General features: G+C 51.5%; 15 protein-coding genes. 6 read left to right on the forward strand and 9 right to left on the reverse strand.

All coding sequences use genetic code 11. The annotated features are described in order from the left end of the window. Nucleotides 1-32: 32 nt before the first annotated feature. The 6 genes from OGY71_RS14875 to OGY71_RS14900 are packed head-to-tail and all read right to left on the reverse strand — an operon-like array spanning nucleotide 33 to nucleotide 7,199. Complete coding sequence (locus tag OGY71_RS14875) at nucleotides 33-347, reverse strand: putative quinol monooxygenase (protein ID WP_003827494.1); 315 nt, start codon at nucleotides 345-347, stop codon at nucleotides 33-35. A gap of 16 nt (nucleotides 348-363) precedes the next feature. After that, nucleotides 364-939 carry a glycerol-3-phosphate responsive antiterminator gene (locus tag OGY71_RS14880; RefSeq protein ID WP_003827492.1) on the reverse strand — a complete coding sequence of 192 codons (576 nt, stop codon included), beginning with the start codon at nucleotides 937-939 and terminating at the stop codon, nucleotides 364-366. After that, on the reverse strand, nucleotides 936-2,495 hold the full coding sequence (locus OGY71_RS14885; RefSeq protein ID WP_003827490.1) for an FAD-binding oxidoreductase: 1,560 nt from the start codon (nucleotides 2,493-2,495) through the stop codon (nucleotides 936-938). The genes OGY71_RS14880 and OGY71_RS14885 overlap by 4 nt, the downstream gene beginning before the upstream one ends. After that, nucleotides 2,492-4,171: a glycerol-3-phosphate dehydrogenase/oxidase gene (locus OGY71_RS14890; protein WP_063941411.1), complete on the reverse strand. Its 1,680-nt coding sequence runs from the start codon at nucleotides 4,169-4,171 to the stop codon at nucleotides 2,492-2,494. Before OGY71_RS14890 ends, OGY71_RS14885 begins: the two co-directional genes overlap by 4 nt. Further along, nucleotides 4,168-5,712: an FGGY family carbohydrate kinase gene (locus OGY71_RS14895; RefSeq protein WP_286613448.1), complete on the reverse strand. Its 1,545-nt coding sequence runs from the start codon at nucleotides 5,710-5,712 to the stop codon at nucleotides 4,168-4,170. The genes OGY71_RS14890 and OGY71_RS14895 overlap by 4 nt, the downstream gene beginning before the upstream one ends. Continuing rightward, entirely contained in the window at nucleotides 5,709-7,199 is a 1,491-nt protein-coding gene (locus tag OGY71_RS14900) for an MFS transporter (protein WP_353622302.1), read from the reverse strand. Before OGY71_RS14900 ends, OGY71_RS14895 begins: the two co-directional genes overlap by 4 nt. A 543-nt stretch (nucleotides 7,200-7,742) precedes the next feature. On the opposite strand from OGY71_RS14900, the gene OGY71_RS14905 reads away from it, so the two are divergent. The 4 genes from OGY71_RS14905 to OGY71_RS14920 all read left to right on the forward strand — a co-directional run bounded on the left by OGY71_RS14905 (nucleotide 7,743) and on the right by OGY71_RS14920 (nucleotide 12,811). Beyond that, nucleotides 7,743-9,032 (forward strand): MFS transporter, encoded by a 1,290-nt coding sequence (locus tag OGY71_RS14905; RefSeq protein WP_286613450.1) that lies wholly within the window; start codon nucleotides 7,743-7,745, stop codon nucleotides 9,030-9,032. After that, entirely contained in the window at nucleotides 9,004-10,029 is a 1,026-nt protein-coding gene (locus OGY71_RS14910) for a zinc-binding dehydrogenase (protein WP_003827481.1), read from the forward strand. Before OGY71_RS14905 ends, OGY71_RS14910 begins: the two co-directional genes overlap by 29 nt. A gap of 20 nt (nucleotides 10,030-10,049) precedes the next feature. Beyond that, a complete protein-coding gene (uxuA, locus tag OGY71_RS14915) occupies nucleotides 10,050-11,231 on the forward strand; it encodes a mannonate dehydratase (protein WP_286613451.1) in 1,182 nt (393 codons plus the stop codon). Between the two features lie 107 nt (nucleotides 11,232-11,338). Then, nucleotides 11,339-12,811 (forward strand): fructuronate reductase, encoded by a 1,473-nt coding sequence (locus tag OGY71_RS14920; protein WP_193134819.1) that lies wholly within the window; start codon nucleotides 11,339-11,341, stop codon nucleotides 12,809-12,811. Nucleotides 12,812-12,822: 11 nt separating this feature from the next. Here the strand turns inward: OGY71_RS14920 and OGY71_RS14925 are convergent, their stop codons facing one another. Both OGY71_RS14925 and OGY71_RS14930 read right to left on the reverse strand, forming a co-directional pair. Further along, nucleotides 12,823-13,500, reverse strand: coding sequence for a FadR/GntR family transcriptional regulator (locus OGY71_RS14925; protein WP_003827476.1), 678 nt, complete (start codon nucleotides 13,498-13,500; stop codon nucleotides 12,823-12,825). A gap of 102 nt (nucleotides 13,501-13,602) precedes the next feature. Then, complete coding sequence (locus tag OGY71_RS14930; RefSeq protein WP_063941417.1) at nucleotides 13,603-14,799, reverse strand: BaiN/RdsA family NAD(P)/FAD-dependent oxidoreductase; 1,197 nt, start codon at nucleotides 14,797-14,799, stop codon at nucleotides 13,603-13,605. 229 nt (nucleotides 14,800-15,028) lie between these two features. On the opposite strand from OGY71_RS14930, the gene pitA reads away from it, so the two are divergent. Then, complete coding sequence (gene pitA / locus OGY71_RS14935) at nucleotides 15,029-16,528, forward strand: inorganic phosphate transporter PitA (protein ID WP_003827471.1); 1,500 nt, start codon at nucleotides 15,029-15,031, stop codon at nucleotides 16,526-16,528. A gap of 64 nt (nucleotides 16,529-16,592) precedes the next feature. Here the strand turns inward: pitA and uspB are convergent, their stop codons facing one another. Next, a complete protein-coding gene (uspB, locus tag OGY71_RS14940; RefSeq protein WP_003023371.1) occupies nucleotides 16,593-16,928 on the reverse strand; it encodes a universal stress protein UspB in 336 nt (111 codons plus the stop codon). A 392-nt stretch (nucleotides 16,929-17,320) separates the two neighbouring features. Here uspB and uspA point away from each other — a divergent pair, with 392 nt between their 5' ends. Continuing rightward, nucleotides 17,321-17,758, forward strand: coding sequence for a universal stress protein UspA (uspA, locus tag OGY71_RS14945; RefSeq protein ID WP_003023368.1), 438 nt, complete (start codon nucleotides 17,321-17,323; stop codon nucleotides 17,756-17,758). Nucleotides 17,759-17,986 lie beyond the last annotated feature (228 nt).

The following is a 17,986-nucleotide window of genomic DNA, read 5'->3' on the forward strand; positions in this document are numbered from 1 at the left end:
TGATGTATTCCTTGTAGTAAGAAAGACAGCGTTTACCTACGCGGTTCATCGGGAGGAATGTGAAAGCTTTTCACCTCTTTACGCTCCAACAGCGGAGTAATAATTCCAATGCCAATGCGTTGAAAATGTTCCGTTTGTCGGTGAAGTTCAAGACCTTGTGCGCAACGATAAGTCTCAACAATCACAAAGCGATCGCCGTCTTCCGTGGAACGGAAAAACTCATAGGTGATATTTTCAGGCTCGCTACGCGTCGCCTCCGCCAGCATGCTGAGCGCATCGTTTACCTTGTCGCCCATCGTCGGTTGGGCAAAATAATGTGCGACAACAAACAGCTGCGTATTTTCCATTTTTGGCTCCCGGTGGTTAACGTAGAAGATTCACATCCCATAACGCACTGTCGCTGCTTGAGACGGCTATCGCGCCGTGCAACAGTGCTGTCTGAGCATGCTCCTCATTGCAGACAAACCCGGACGCCACAATCGGCGGCAACACATTACGATCGGCCTGCGGGAGCAACGGCAGCATCTGCGCGGGCATCAGTTGCACATAATCAGGTTCGCTTTGCTCCACCGCTTTCAGGCTGCGTAGCCAGGTGGAACGGTCAGTGACAAAGATTTTCTGCATGGTCACCAGCCCACATTTTTTCGCACGCTGTACGGTTTGCAAACGCGTAGAGAGCAGCCCCATCGCCCCTGTTTCAGCCACATAATCGATGCCACCTTTATCCTGCGACAGCCCATTACAACTGTCGATATTGACGATGACGTACTTTCCCGCCTTCGACAGCAGTTCGATCACTGGCTGGAGCTTAATCAGATCAATATTGGCAATAATGCAGACTTCAGCTTTGCTGGACAGCGCGGTTTTCAGTTGCTCAATGCCGTAAATCGCCATGATGATTGGATGGCGTGCCAGAAGCACGCCAAGGTTTTTGATCATGATTGACCTGCCCGATGTGAGTGAAGCTCAGCGCTTAACCCCAGTTTTCCCGGGTTCAGGATATTCTGCGGATCCAGCGCCTTTTTAATATCGGCCAAAACCGAAAGCGATTCGCCTAATGAGGCCTGCATATAGGGGGAACGAAGCAGCCCAACGCCATGGTGATGGCTGAGGGAGGCATTGTGTTTAATCAGCACCGCATTTGCCGCGTCCCATGCGGCACGATACCACGCCCCGCGTTGCTCAACGGCCACATCGCCACGCAGCGAAAAGTAAAGGCATGCGCCATCGACGTAGGCGTGAGACTGGTGCGCTGAACCAGCCAGCGTCCCCGGTACAGCGTTAATCGCAGCCACCACATCATCATATACCGCGCTGAGATCGCGCCAGCGTCCCACCATTTCCAGCGTGTCCGCCACCAGGCCGGGGCTTTTCTTAAAGCCTTCAGCGCTTTTGCCCGTCAGATACCGGGTATCCAGCCAGCGTTCAAAGATGGCCTCACCGTCAAGTTCCTCTCCGCTCTGCTTACAAACACGCTCACTGATAGCCAGCACCGCGTCGACCATGTCTGGCTGTCCTTCGTCCGCAATTAGCAGGACATTGGTCTCTGGCAGACCAAACTGCACGCCGCTTTCCAGATTATCGTACAAACGTAGTGCCGCCGGATTCGCGCCATGCTGTAAGATTTCGCGACATGCCTCCAGTCCACTGGCGAAACTGGAAAAACCCCAGGCGATGGCGCGGCCATAATCCGGCAGGCGATGCAGCTTCAAACGCACACGCACAATCACACCCAGCGTGCCTTCCGAACCAATGAACATTTGCTGTAAATCCGGTCCGATAGCGCTGCGTGCATAACCGCCCACGGTGATTAAGCGCCCATCGGCAAGTACCACATCCATCCCAAAAACCATATCTTCAATTTTGCCATAGCGGGTAGAAAGCTGCCCCGCACCACGACAGGCGACCCACCCACCCACGGTACTAATGCCAAACGAAGACGGCCAGTGGCCCATCGTCATACCGTACTCTTTTTGGATGGTTTGTTCGAAAACATCGCCAAACATGCCGGCTTCTACCTCAACAATCTGACTTTGCGGGTCAAAGTCGATAAGTTTATTGAGTTCGCAAACATCCAGCACGATCCCCCCACGCAACGGCAAGGCGGCTCCGGTAACGTTACTCCGCCCGGCAGAAACCGTGACCGGGATGGCGGATTCACTGGCAAGACGCATCACGTCCTGAATCTGTTCCACGGTGGAAACGCGCACAATCACCCCTTTTGAGGTGGCGGGGGCGCCCTGGGTTTCCGCAATCATCGAACCGGCCCACCAGTCACGGGTCCAGGAAATCACATCGGCCTCAGACGTCAGCACTTCATCGGCAATGACCCGCAGACGGTCAAACGTTGCTTCGCTTATTGCAACGGGATCAACCTGCATTCCTTTTGCGCCACCGCTGCGGGTGATATCCGTTGCCCATGCGGGACGAGTATGTGCGCCAACGGTATAATTTCCACGGTTGTAACCACGTTTAATCGCTTCTTTACTGATCATTCTGATGTCCCCATAAGCATTGATTTTTCATGTTTAATTGCGGCCTGATAGCTGGCGACCTGTTTAGCCACGTGCTCAGGATGTAATCGGAGTTCTTGTTGCAGTATTTCCCCAACGCGTTCAGCGGCAGCGGCTGATGCATCGCGCGCCATCAGGCGAGCACGAATTCGGCGCGACAGCACATCGTCAACAGTGCTGGCAAGCTCATGGCGCACGGCGTACACCACTTCCGCTTCGGTATAGGGAAGCCCTGCGACGATAGGCTTCATGAGCGACGGATCGGCCTGGATAATGTCACTGACAAAATGGGCTTCAGTACCGTAGCGCTCGCCCAGATGCGCAGACAGACCACCTGAGGCCAGAATGGCCTGCGGGTCATAACCCGCCGCGCCAAGCAAATACGCAGTTTTCGTTGAGCAGGCCTTCTTACGACCCAGTATTTTGCTGGCCGCGTCGATGGTTTCTTCCGCCATATGACGTGATGTCGTCAGTTTGCCGCCGACGATGGTAATGAGCCCGTCCGCTGAAACCCGGATCTCATGGTTACGCTTCATCTCAACGGTCTTTCCACCCGCCACGCCCACCAGAGGACGGCAACCGGCGATACTTCCCACCACATCTTCCGGGCGCAGATCCGTTTTCAGCGCCGAGTTGGCCCCTTCCAGCAGAAAGTCCAGCTCAGTGCGATTACAGTGAACATCGTTCAGATCGCCCTGATAGTCTTCATCCGTGGTGCCCAGATAGGAGACGTTACCCCAGCGCGTTATGGTCGCGCGTCGACTGCGTCCGGCAACCGGGATGGTCACGGTGCAATCATTGCGAATCTTCATCCATGGGATCGCGACGTGAACTCCCTTCGCCGGGCGAATATTCAGAGGGGACGCCTCCCCTTTTTTCAGCCCGTTCCAGTCACGCAGCCAGACGCCCGTCGCCATAATGACTACCCGCGCTTTGATCCGAATTTCTCGGGCATCGGCATACACAATGGCCCCATTGACTTTGCCGTGCTGGTCACGTGTGGTTTCAATGACTTCGGCATGGTTAGTCACCGTCGCCCCATGAAACGCCGCCGTGCGCACCAGGGCGAGCGTTAATCTGGCATCGTCAACACGGGCATCGAAATACATAAAACCACCGGAGAGTTGTTCCTCTTTCAGCGTTGGGCAGTGCGACAGTACTTCCGCCGGAGTCAATTTTTGGTGAAGGATACCTTCCCGCCATCCGCCGGCGAGATCGTAGGTCCAGAGCAGACTTTCAAACGCCGAAGACATGCGCTTATCAAACACGCCATTCTTATCAAGCACCGGAAATAAAAAAGGAAGCCGCTGCACCAGATGGCGAGCGTTCCGGCGCATACGCTGGCGTTCGAGCAAAGAGTGACGCACCAGCCCCAGGTTCCCCTGCTCGATATAACGCAGACCACCGTGCACCATTTTTGATGACTTGGATGACGTCCCCGAAGCGAAATCGCTTTTTTCAATCAGCGCGACCCGATAGCCACGCAGGCTGGCATCCAGCGCCGCATAGGCTCCTGTCACGCCGCCGCCGACAATCAGGATGTCGTAGGTTTCGCTTTCCAGTCGGTCCAGTTGCTCAGGTCGATGCAGACGCAACGGCTCTGCGCCGTACATTTCACTACGTGTTTTGTTAGGCTTTCGCGAGGGGAAAAACTTCATGAGTGGGTACGCTCCTGATTAGCTGAAGTGAAGCTGCTGGCGGCATCTATTTCGAGCGCAATACGCATCTCCCAGCGGTTTATTTTTTGTTCGCGAAGGTCATGACTGATTTTGGGTTCAAACAGGCGCGCTGTTTTGAGCGTGGCGCAGGCATCAGGCAACGAGTCCCACAGCAGCCCATCGGCCCCTGCCAGAAATGCCGCACCACGTAAGCTGGCCCGTGCTGTTTCGGCCATCCGCCGTACGGGGATCCCGCTAACATCAGCCTGGATTTGCAATAACGTATCGCTATTGGATAACCCGCCCCCAACCACCAGTTCTTGTGCGGGTATGCCGGTTGCCGCTTCATTCGCACGAATACAGGCAGCGACCGAATGCGCGATACCTTCCAGAATGGCGTAAGCCACCTGCGGGCGCGTGGTCGAGATTGAAATACCGTTAAGGGAGGCGCGGGCCTGCGGTTGCAGATGAGGAACACGCAGACCCGTCAATGCCGGAATGAAACTCACGCCGCCAGAATCACTGGCTTGCGCAGCCAACTCGCTAATTTGTTCGGGCGAGTCAAACCAGTGCAGCTTTTCGCACACCCAGTTCAAAGCCGAACCGGTAGTTGGAACGAAAGTTTCTACAGAGAAGTGTGAACGCCCTTTTTGGCGGCGAGCCGTCATTGTGAGCGTGCTTTCACAACTCTTATTCAGCGTCGGTACCGTCGGCCCCATCATCAAGTCGACAAAGCTGCCGGTCCCATGCATACAAAAAGCCTGTCCGCGTTCAGTACAGCCCAGGCCGATAGCCCCCGCAAACTGATCTCCGGCACAGGCCCGGATCGGGACGCTAATTCCGAGGATATCTTCACACGTAGTGCCAAAATCATCAGCATCATCATGTAATGATGGCAGCAATGATGCTGGGAAATTCAACGCCTGCAGCCAGGGCAAATGATACTGATGCTCGTTAAGGCAATACGCCCCAGCAGACGTGGCGTTAGTAGGGGTAGTGACACATTTTTTTTCTTGCGCCAGATGCCAGAGCAACCAGCTGTCAACGGTGCCAAATACCAGCGTTCCGGCCTGGTGCGCTTTCTTCACTGCCGATGTGTTGGTGATATGGTATGACGCCCAGAGGTAAGGAGAGCGTATCCCGACCGGCCGACCAATGAGCGGCAGCAGCTTCTCATCCCAGTAGGGGGCTAGTTGCGCCAGTTCATCCGTAAAACGTGCATCCTGCCAAACCATCGCAGGTGCCAGCGCCTTGCCAGTGCCTGCATCCCAGAGCACCGCCGTGGAGCGTTGCGTAGCAATCGCCAGCGCCACAATGCGCATCTTGCTACGCTGGGCGTTGGCAATCGCTGTGCGACACACGGCAATGGTGGCCTGTAATATTTCATCAGCATCTTGTTCAACAACGCCATGGCGCTGGCTACTGACCTGAAGCGGTTGGTATTCCAGGCAGTGGACCTGGCTATTTCGCGCCACCACTGCCGCGCGCGTACCAGATGTCCCTTCATCTATCGCCAGAATGACATCTTCATATTCAATCATTTCGTGCTCCTGTTTGACTCGGGGGCCATCGACTCGGGATAGGATGAATGGGGTGATTCGAACTGCGGAGCACCAGGCTCGTTATCCGGCTGGATGGTCGTGCGAGTGGGATCCCACGGGATCGCAAAACAGACGATGCTCGCAAATAGCGGAACAGCGGACATGATCAGGAAAGTTGTTTGCAGACCGTACAGATCGCGGAAGACGGGGAAAATAAACAACCCAAGCGCCGCACCGATTGCGCCAAGCGCCCCCACCACACCGTTGGCACCCGCCCGCAGTTCACTGCGAAAAGAGAGTGATGAAAGGCTTTTCCCATTTGCGCCAGGCCCGCCAGAGTGACAAAGAATAAACAGCGCAGGGACCAGCAAAGAGGCCCACAGCGGCATACTGTCGCTGAACAGTCCCAGCGTAAGCAGTACGAGAAAAGCCACGGCAAAACCGATCGCCGACGAACGGCGCAAGCCCAGACGGCGACCTATAGCGGGCGACAGGAAGCCGCCAACGATACCGAAAACGTTAAAAAACAGTGAGCACAATGTTGCATATACAAAGTTCTTACCAAACATCGCAGCGCTAATAACCGGTAAATACCAGCCGACACCAAAATATTGTATTGACTGGCAGATCTGAACCGTAGAAGCCAGAATCGTACGCGGTAAATAAACACTACGGAATATTAGCAGAACATTTTTTGCACCTTTTTCCGCTTGCCCAATGACCGGTTTTTGCTCCGTCTTTGGTGCCAGAATAAAATTCTCACCGTATATTTTATTCATAGCGATCACGGCCTCAGAAAGACGTGATTTTCTCGCCAGCCATACCGGACTTTCAACTAAATAACGAAACTGGAAGAACAGAACAATCAGTCCGCATAATGCTGTTACGGCAATAGAATAACGCCAGATAGCATCTCCAACATCCCAGGAATAAAACATCAACGCCAATGCCAGGTTTAAACACACAGCGACATACCACACCCCTTGCCAGGTGTTTAAACGGCTTTTTAGTTTCACCGGGGTGAACTCCGCTAACATCGCCATGGCCACGGCAAAATCCATTCCGTAAGAGACGCCAACGAAGAAGCGGCCTATGATAATAGTGCTGAAACTGGAGGACGACATCACCAGCAACGCACCGATCACCGCCATTATTTTGGCAATAATCAGCGGTGGAACACGCCCCCAGCGATCGGCAATCCAGCCGCCGATGGGGTTAAATAATATGGCAACCCACGATGAAAATGAGGTCAGCAGCGCAACTTCGGTCGCGCTCAGATTTAAATTGCGGGTCATTGGATTTAATCCAGCGCTGAGGGCTGAATTTGAAAAAGCGTCAAGAAACAGGCCACCTAGCGCTAACCACCAAATAACACCGGCTCTGCCATTGATTTTTCCGCGTGAGTCGATGCAATGAATAACATCATCAACACCACGGATTTTTATCGGATTCGAGAATGAGCATGCGGACATGGCTTTCCCCTTCATAATATTCGGAAGAAGGTCGCCATTAGCTAAAAAAATGCAATAAGAGACCATCTTAATTTCACAGATAGTCTCTTATCTAAAATCTGTATTTTTCCACTCTAGAAGGTAACGGAAAGCGTGTCAAAGCGACTTTACCGGTTGACTTTGATTTTGTGATATGTAGCACAATTGTTAACAAATGATTACATTAACAACGTTTGCCGTGGCATTTCTGGCTGATGCCTGCATGCCTCTATGCGATGGCTGGACATCCCCTCAGCGCTAATACCAGACCTATGCTGAACATACGTCGTTTCCTCGGCGCATCGTTAATGCAAACCCGCAATAAATAGACTTGAGTATACGATTAGATCTATCACAAATTACCAAGGTACAAATAAAGTCATTTAAATTCATTAGATTACGATTAACTCTCTTTACTTATCGTTATTTTCCACATTGATTTTCGTTATGTCGATCACATTCACATCAAAATGATGGTGATCTTAAAATAGGATTTAAATATTGTGGTCAGGCCGCTAGACCACAATAAGAGGATATATCATGAAAAGAAAAACAATGGGATGGCTTATCGTTTTTCTTCTATTTATAGTTTACATGCTTAACTATATGGATCGTTCAGCATTGTCGATCACCGCTCCACTCATTGAAAAGGAATTAGGATTTAATGCCGCTGAAATGGGTATGATTTTCAGCGCATTCTTTGTTGGCTACGCACTGTTTAACTTTATCGGTGGCTGGGCCAGCGACAAGTTTGGTCCTAAGACAGTATTTTTGGTCGCCGCATTACTTTGGTCAGTATTTTGTGGGATGACCAGTTTAGTTACCGGTTTATGGACTATGCTGGCCGTACGCGTATTATTTGGCATGGCCGAAGGACCAGTTAGCGCAGCCGGCAATAAAATCATCAATAACTGGATTTCGCGTAAAGAATCAGCCACTGCGATTGGTATTTTTAGCGCCGGTTCACCGTTAGGTGGTGCAATTTCTGGTCCGGTCGTTGGCCTGTTGGCACTTTCATTAGGCTGGCGTCCGGCATTTGGGATTATTTTCCTGTTTGGTTTAGCCTGGGTCATTCTCTGGTACTTCATTGCCAGTGATAAACCCTCCAAAAGTAAACACCTTGCCCCGGAAGAGCGTGTCGATTTTGAAAACCATGACGACATTATTTTAGCGGATGACGGTAAAGCAATGCCTTCTCTTGGCTACTACATGAAACAGCCGATGGTGTGGGCAACGACGCTGGCCTTCTTTAGCTATAACTACATACTCTTTTTCTTCCTGACATGGTTTCCAAGCTACCTGAATCACTCATTACATCTTGATATTAAAGAAATTAGTATTGCAACCGTGATCCCGTGGGTGATAGGCGCAATCGGTATGGTTCTGGGCGGCGTATGTTCTGATTATATCTATCGCGTTACAGGAAATGCCCTGCTTTCTCGACGTCTTATTCTCGGCGTGTGCCTGGCTGGTGCGGCGATTTGTGTTGGTGTTTCAGGCACAGTCACCACCATCAGCAGCGCCGTTGGACTGATGTCTGTCTCGCTCTTCCTGCTGTATCTGACCGGGCCAATTTACTGGGCTGTTATTCAGGATGTAGTGCATAAAGATAAAGTTGGTAGCGTCGGCGGAGCCATGCATGGGCTAGCGAATATTTCCGGGATCATTGGCCCGCTGGTCACCGGATTCATCGTTCAGTTCAGCGGTAAATATGATTACGCATTCTATCTTGCTGGTGCTATTGCGATTGTTTCCAGCTGCCTGGTATTCGTATTTGTCAAAAATAAAGGATTGAAAGAAAATGAAAGTCAAAGCTGTTTACATCAATAAACCCGGTGAAATTGAAACCCGCTGGGTTGATTATCCTGAAAAGAAAGATAATGAAGTGCTGATTAAAGTTGATGCTGCCGGAATATGTGGTTCTGATATTGGTGCATTTCGCGGAACTAATCCTTTAGTAACCTACCCACGTATTATTGGCCACGAAGTTACCGGCGTTGTTATTAAAGAAGGCAATGGTATGCCGGCCAACATAAAAGAAGGAGACCGCGTAATTGTTGACCCTTATATCTATTGTGGTCACTGTTATCCCTGCTCGGTAGGCAGAACAAATTGTTGTGAGAATCTAAAAGTAATTGGCGTACATATTGATGGTGCAATGCAGGAGGTGGTTGCTCACCCTGCGCATTTGATTCACAAAATCCCTGATGACGTAGCCTCCGAGATGGCTCCGCTGGCAGAACCGCTGACCATTGCGCTACATGCGCTACATCGGGCCAAACTCACCGCAGGGGAACATATCGCCATCATTGGGGCGGGTGCGATAGGTCTGATGGCGGCACTGAGCGCATTACGTTATGGCGCGACACCTATCCTGATCGATATCGTGGAAGAAAGACTCCAGTATGCCAAATCGCTAGGCGTCCCGTACGTTATCAATCCCTCGAATACGCAGGTTGTTGACGCGATAAAAGATATTACGCAGGGCACGATGGCCCAGGTCGTGGTTGAAGCCTCTGGCGCTAACAGCGCGATTCGCGAAACGCTGGATCTGGCCTCTTTTGCTGGTCGTATTGCCTTCACCGGCTGGCCAAAACAGGAAACATCGTTACCCACCAATCTGATCACGTTTAAGGAACTGGATCTTCGCGGATCCCGCACCAGCGCAGGCGAGTTTGAAGAAGCGTTACAGATGCTTGCAACGCTGAACATCAATCCTGCGGATGTTGTCAGCAAAGTAGTGAGTATTGATGAGGTTCCTGCCGCTGTAAAAGAACTCGATCAATACCCGGAACGCTATCTGAAGATCAATGCGACCTTTCATTAATTTTCCCAGGAGATAAAACAATGGAACAAACCTGGCGTTGGTATGGCCCGAACGATCCCGTGTCGTTGTCCGATGTTCGTCAGGCCGGAGCAACCGGCGTAGTAACAGCGCTTCATCATATTTCAAACGGTGAAATCTGGTCCGTAGAAGAAATTCTCAAACGCAAAGAGATCGTAGAGAAAGCCGGTCTGGTCTGGTCCGTCGTGGAAAGCGTGCCGATTCATGAAGATATCAAGACCCATACGGGGCAATACGATCTCTGGATTAGCAATTATCAGCAGACGCTGCGTAATCTTGCCCAATGTGGCATCTATACCGTGTGTTACAACTTCATGCCGGTTCTGGACTGGACGCGCACAGATCTGGAATATGAATTGCCCGATGGCTCAAAAGCCCTGCGCTTTGACCAGATTGAGTTTGCCGCCTTTGAGCTGCATATTCTCAAACGTCCGGGAGCCGAAGCAGATTACACCGCGGATGAGATAGCTCAAGTGGGTGAGCGTTTCGCCACCATGAGCGAAGAGGACAAGGCGCGGCTGACACGAAACATTATTGCCGGTCTGCCAGGCGCCGAAGAAGGTTACACGTTGGACCAATTCCGTAGCCACCTGGCGACTTATCAAAATATCGACAAAGCGGCCCTGCGCGAGCACTTTGCCTTTTTCCTGCGGGCTATCATCCCGGTTGCGGAAGAGGTTGGCGTACGCATGGCCGTGCACCCAGACGATCCGCCGCGCCCAATTCTTGGTCTGCCGCGTATTGTCTCCACCATCGAAGATATGCAGTGGATGGTGGAAACCGTCAACAGTATGGCGAATGGCTTCACAATGTGTACAGGCTCTTATGGGGTGCGCGCAGACAACGATCTGGTAGATATGATTAAACAGTTCGGCCCACGGATTTACTTTACCCATCTGCGCTCCACGCAACGCGAAGATAATCCCAAAACCTTCCATGAAGCGGCACATCTTTCCGGTGATGTCGATATGTACAACGTGGTGAAAGCGATAGTCGAAGAAGAAGAGCGCCGTAAAAATGATGGTAACGCCGTCTTGATCCCCATGCGACCAGACCATGGTCACCAGATGCTTGACGATCTGAAAAAGAAAACCAATCCCGGTTATTCCGCTATTGGGCGTCTGAAAGGTCTGGCTGAAGTACGTGGTGTTGAGCTGGCTATCCGGCGCGCCTTTTTCAGTTAATCAGATTATTGCCGCATGGTGTCCATCGCTATGCGGTTTTTCATTCCGTCAGGACCGGTCTTTGATAGCACATCATCAAAGAAGATCTTCAATGACAGGAGGTTGTCATGGAACAAAATCTCGCCAACGCTCAGATTTCCACCCCGCGCCCATGCTGGGATCGTTCACGCCTGGTTTCTCGAATCGTACATCTTGGCTGTGGGGCCTTTCACCGAGCCCACCAGGCACTTTATACCCATCATCTGCTGGAAAGCAGCGATAGCGACTGGGGTATCTGCGAGGTTAACCTGATGCCCGGAAACGATGCCACGCTAATTCAAAATCTAAAGGCGCAGGATCTGCTTTATACCGTTGCCGAGCGTGGGGCGCAAAATACAGAACTTAAAATCATCGGTTCGATGAACGAAGCTCTGCATCCAGAATTCGATGGCGGAGATGCAATTATCCGCGCAATGGCGCGCCCGGAAACCGCCATTGTTTCACTGACGATTACCGAGAAAGGTTATTGTACCGATCCCGCCAGCGGCGAACTGGATCTGAATCACCCGTTTATCCAGCATGACATTGTAAACCCGCAGTCACCAAAATCGGCGATTGGCTATATTGTCGAAGCTCTGGCATTGCGTCGCAAGCAGGGATTAAAGGCCTTTACCGTGCTTTCCTGCGACAACGTGCGAGAGAACGGCCATGTCGCGAAAGCAGCTGTCCTGGGGCTGGCAGCGACCCGCGACCCGCAACTGGCCGATTGGATAGCCGCGCATGTTACGTTTCCTTGTACGATGGTGGACCGCATTGTCCCAGCGGCAACGGATGAGGCATTAGCGCAAATCGCCGGGCAGCTTGGCGTGTACGATCCCTGTGCCATTGCCTGCGAGCCGTTCCGCCAGTGGGTTATCGAAGATAACTTTGTTAATGGTCGTCCGGACTGGGATCGGGTTGGCGCGCAGTTTGTGGAAGATGTAGTGCCGTTTGAAATGATGAAGCTGCGTATGCTCAACGGCAGTCACTCTTTCCTCGCATACCTTGGTTATCTGGGTGGCTACGAGACGATTGCCGATACGATGACAAACCCGGCGTATCGCAACGCTGCGCTGGCGTTAATGCTTGATGAACAGGCTCCAACGCTGTCGATGCCTGAAGGTACAGACCTGGCAGGTTATGCGGAGTTGCTGATCGCAAGGTTTAGCAATCCATCGTTGAAGCACCGAACCTGGCAAATTGCTATGGATGGCAGTCAGAAATTACCGCAACGCTTGCTGGACCCCATTCGGCTTCATCTTGAACAAGGAGACAACTACCGTCGCCTGGCTCTGGGCGTTGCAGGCTGGATACGCTACGTCAGTGGTATAGATGAAAAAGGCAATCCAATTGAAGTGGTCGATCCTTTGGCGGAACAGTTTAGGGCTATTTATCAGCACTATCCATCAACTGGGGAGCGTGTCAGGGCACTACTGGCAATTGACACCATCTTTGGGCGGGATCTGCGCGATAACACCGACTTTGTTGAGCATGTCACCGCTGCCTGTCAGCAATTGCACAGCTTAGGCGCGCGTGCAGCGGTAGCCGCTCTGAGTTATTAACGCTTATTGTTTCAAAGACCCACGATCTGCCTGACGTAAGCCAGATGTTCCAGAGATTTTTGATAAGCGCCGTCAGCATCCGCCTGGCGAATCGCATCCACAATTGCTTTATGTTGCTGATTCATACTGGTTAACACATCCCGGTTGCCGGAGCGTTTGTCCAGTCCGGCATACGGGATGTTAACGCGTTGCTCCCACAACATACGCGACATATCGAGCAAAACGCGGTTCTGACTGGCTTCAGATACCGTTAAATGGAATAGCTTATCGAGAGAGTAAAAACCGTGGACATTGTTTTCACTAATGGCTTTTTCCATGCTGAGGTGCAGCGCTTCAAGCTGGCTAATTAGCTCATCTTTCCCGGCCTGGGCAGCAAGACGCGCACAATGGCTGTCGACTAACTCACGTGAATAGAGGATTTCTTCAACCGTATAATCACTGGCAGAATGCTTTTTATCAGTAACAATCACGCCATTACCGGACTGGATGGTGATCCACCCTGAGATCTCAAGCACAATCAACGCTTCTCTGAGCGATGCCCGACTCACGCCAAGTTGCTTCGCCAGTTCACGTTCAGGGGGCAAGAAGCTTCCCGGCGGAAAAATACTATCGTTGATGAGCTTAATGATGAGATTGGCTATCTTTTGATAGAGCCGCTCCTGTTTTACCTCAGGAATAACCATGTGCATCCCGTTCCCTTCTGTGTACGATTTTTAACTGATTTATCTTATCATTCCCGGAGTTAAGAAACGCATGCCTGAGTCAGTTCCTTGTAACAGAGGTAAACAAATTCACTCACCAGATACCAAATCCTGTGCGCATGCCCAGGCACTCGACCACGCCCACTGGAAGTTATAGCCTCCCAACCAGCCGGTGACGTCCATCACTTCGCCGATAAAGTAGAGCCCTGGCACTTTGCGGGCTTCCATCGTGCGCGATGACAGCTCGTTGGTATCGACGCCGCCCAACGTGACTTCAGCGGTACGATACCCTTCCGTACCGTTCGGCTGTACCCGCCACTCGGTCAGCGTCTCAACCAGCGTTTGCTGATCGCGCATGTTAAGCTGCTTCAGCGAAACATCTGGGATTTGCCCTAACTGCTGTAAACATTCCACCAGGCGCTTTGGCAACTGCATCGCTAACGTGTTCTTTAAGCTCTGGTTAGGGTGTGCGCTACGTTGTTCGTCGAGGAAGCTTGCGAGGTCAACATCCGGCAACAAATTAATGCTGACAAATTCGCCTGGCTGCCAAAAACTGGAAATCTGCAAAACAGCTGGGCCCGAAAGTCCTCGGTGTGTAAAGAGCAGATTTTCACGAAATACGGTGCCGTCTTCGGCGGTGATAACGGAGGAGACCGACACGCCAGAGAGCACCTGAAGCTGCTCCAGCAGTGGCTTATGCAACGTAAAGGGCACCAGTCCCGCGCGCGTTGGCAACACCTTCAGACCAAACTGTTCGGCAATTTTATAACCAAACGGCGTTGCCCCCAGACCCGGCATGGAAAGCCCACCTGAAGCGATAACCAGTTTTTTCGTGCCGACCGTCATGCCATTCAGTTCGAGGGTGAAACCTTCATCATCCTGCACCACGCTCAGGACTTCGCTCCGTAACCGCATAGTTACGTTACCTTTTTCACACTCGTCTACCAGCATATCGACAATTTGCTGAGCGGAATCATCGCAGAACAGCTGACCCAGCGTTTTTTCATGCCAGGCAATACCGTGTTTGCCCACCAGGTCGATAAAATCCCACTGCGTGTAACGCGCAAGTGCCGATTTGCAAAAATGGGGGTTTTGGCTCAAATAGGCGGCCGGTTCGACATAAAGATTGGTAAAGTTGCAGCGTCCCCCGCCAGACATGAGAATCTTGCGCCCTGGCTTTTTACCATTATCAATCAGCAGTACTCGACTACCTGCTTGTCCTGCCTGCGCGGCACAAAACATACCCGCTGCGCCAGCGCCTATAATAACGGTATCAAACCTTTCCACGTTGCGATCCTCTCTAAAAAGCGGGTGTGAATTGTAAAGATTCCTCAGTGGTCGCACCAGCACCAAACTACCGATAAAGTGTATTTAACTGAAATATATAGGATAATTCTTTAGTGGTGTAAAACAAAGCAGGAGACAAATCAAAAAAACTCTATATTTCACTTTGCCCGCGCCGCCAAAGTCACTGATAATGCGCCGCGTTCATGTCCTCAAAATGGCGTAACGTCCTATGCTACATTTGTTTGCTGGCCTGGATTTACATACCGGGCTTTTACTATTGCTTGCTCTGGCTTTTGTGCTGTTCTACGAAGCAATTAACGGCTTCCATGACACAGCCAATGCTGTCGCAACCGTGATCTATACCCGTGCAATGCGTTCGCAATTGGCGGTGGTCATGGCTGCGTTGTTCAACTTCTTTGGTGTTTTGCTGGGTGGTCTCAGCGTGGCATATGCCATCGTGCATATGCTACCAACGGATCTGCTGCTTAATATGGGATCGTCACATGGCCTTGCCATGGTGTTCTCCATGCTGCTGGCGGCAATTATCTGGAACCTGGGTACCTGGTACTTTGGTTTACCTGCATCCAGCTCCCACACGCTGATTGGCGCCATTATCGGTATTGGTTTAACCAATGCACTGATGACCGGCACCTCGGTGGTGGACGCACTTAACATTCCGAAAGTTATCGGTATTTTTGCTTCGCTTATCATCTCGCCAATTGTTGGTCTGGTGGTTGCAGGCGGTCTTATTTTCATTCTGCGTCGTTACTGGAGCGGTACAAAAAAACGTGCCCGTATCCACCTGACGCCAGCAGAACGTGAAAAGAAAGATGGCAAGAAAAAGCCGCCGTTCTGGACCCGTATTGCACTGATCCTCTCCGCTATCGGCGTAGCGTTCTCTCATGGCGCTAACGACGGGCAGAAAGGCATTGGTCTGGTGATGCTGGTGCTGATTGGCGTAGCGCCTGCAGGCTTCGTGGTGAATATGAATGCTTCCGGTTACGAGATTACCCGTACCCGTGATGCAATCAATAACGTCGAAGTCTTCTTCCAGCAGCGCCCTGACCTGCTTAAACAGGCCACAGGCGTAGACCAGCTGATTCCGTCCCCGACGGACGCGGCCCCCGCGACGACGACAGAGTTCCATTGCCACCCGGCGAATACAATCAACGCGCTGGAACGTGCGAAAGGTATGCTGGCGAACCTGGAAACCTATGACAAGTTAAGCGTCGAACAGCGTGGTCAGCTGCGCCGTATTATGCTGTGCATCTCTGATACCACCGATAAAGTGGTTAAGCTGCCTGGCGTAAGCGCTGACGATCAGCGTCTGCTGAAAAAACTGAAAGCTGACATGCTGAGCACCATTGAGTACGCGCCTATCTGGATCATTATGGCCGTCGCACTGGCGCTGGGTATTGGTACGATGATTGGCTGGCGTCGCGTTGCCACCACCATCGGCGAGAAAATCGGTAAGAAAGGCATGACTTATGCCCAGGGGATGTCGGCGCAGATGACCGCCGCAGTCTCTATCGGCCTCGCCAGCTACACCGGTATGCCCGTTTCCACCACCCACGTTCTCTCTTCTTCCGTTGCGGGGACGATGGTTGTTGATGGCGGCGGATTGCAGCGTAAAACGGTAACCAGCATTCTGATGGCCTGGGTCTTCACCCTGCCGGCTGCGATTATTCTTTCCGGGGTGCTTTACTGGCTGTCCCTGAAGCTTATCTAAGCGAATGCACGGTAAAAAAGCGGGTCAGGAAGCTGACCCGCTTTTTTTGTATCTGTTGTTGGAATCAGTGCCAGATAATCAGCGCAACCATGCTGATTAGCACCAGGCCACATAGCGCGCTGGTGAGAATGAACTGACCGCGAACCCGCTCACAGCGGCGAATAAATTCATCATCATGATGATCGCGGTAACGCTGAGCGTAGATATACCACACCAGACGCATCTGCTTGTTCGGTTGCCCATGCGAGGTAAAAAAGCCCCCTCCATCTACATACTGGTAAAGTAATGGATCGCAACCACGAAGTACCACTAACAGTGCGCGTAGCGAAGAAAAATAGCGCGCCATATTAACAATGCAAACGACACATAAAGCCCAGAATAATGCAATGGTGCTTATCATACCTCCTCCCCGGCGACCCGCCCACGGAACTCCTTTCCGGGACTACCGCTCCCCGATACCCTGCCAAACCATTCAATGAAGAGTGCAGCCGAAACCGTTCGTGTTAGTATCACGCATCCGAACGCCTCTTTAGATAGTGTAGGAGATTAGTTAATTTTTTTGCCATAAGGTTAATCGCTATCAATGCAATTAACTAAAAAATTTGTTTAACTATTTGGCAAGCAAGGCGGATTGACGGATTATCCTGGTCGCTATAATGTAAGGATAGTCCTTATATGGTACGTTTTTACGACTGGGCTAGCCCCGCGCACAAGGTTCGCAGGACGCGGATGACGCGGCGGCATATAACGCCAGCAGGCTAGTCATCGACAACTTATGGAAGGAGTAACACTATGGCTTATAAACACATTCTTATCGCGGTTGATCTTTCTCCGGAAAGCAAAGTTCTGGTTGAAAAAGCGGTTTCTATGGCGCGACCTTACAATGCTAAAGTCTCCCTTATCCACGTTGACGTAAACTATTCTGACCTGTACACCGGGCTTATCGACGTGAATCTGGGCGACATGCAGAAACGCATTTCTGAAGAAACCCACCACGCGTTAACCGAGCTGTCCACCAATGCAGGCTACCCTATCACCGAAACCCTGAGCGGTAGCGGCGACCTGGGTCAGGTTCTGGTTGATGCCATCAAAAAATACGACATGGATCTGGTCGTCTGTGGTCACCACCAGGATTTCTGGAGCAAACTGATGTCCTCCGCGCGCCAACTGATCAACACCGTCCACGTCGACATGTTGATTGTTCCGCTGCGTGACGACGAAGAAGCATAAAATGCTTGCCGCCGGAAGTTAACCCGGCCCACTGCAAGTCGTTAAGCCTGTAAACGCCCGCCTTTGCGGGCGTTTTTGTTTTTATCATTCGGTCACAATTAGTACATCCATCCAGCTAATAAATCATAATTAGTGTGATCAACTAATTGGATCGAAAACCATCTCTATAATACTCTACCCTTGCGGCCAATAACCGCAGTCTATAACAAAATAAGACTTTTTCGGCGC

Source organism: Citrobacter sp. Cpo109 (assembly GCF_030332565.1).
Classification (GTDB): Bacteria; Pseudomonadota; Gammaproteobacteria; order Enterobacterales; family Enterobacteriaceae; genus Citrobacter; species Citrobacter portucalensis.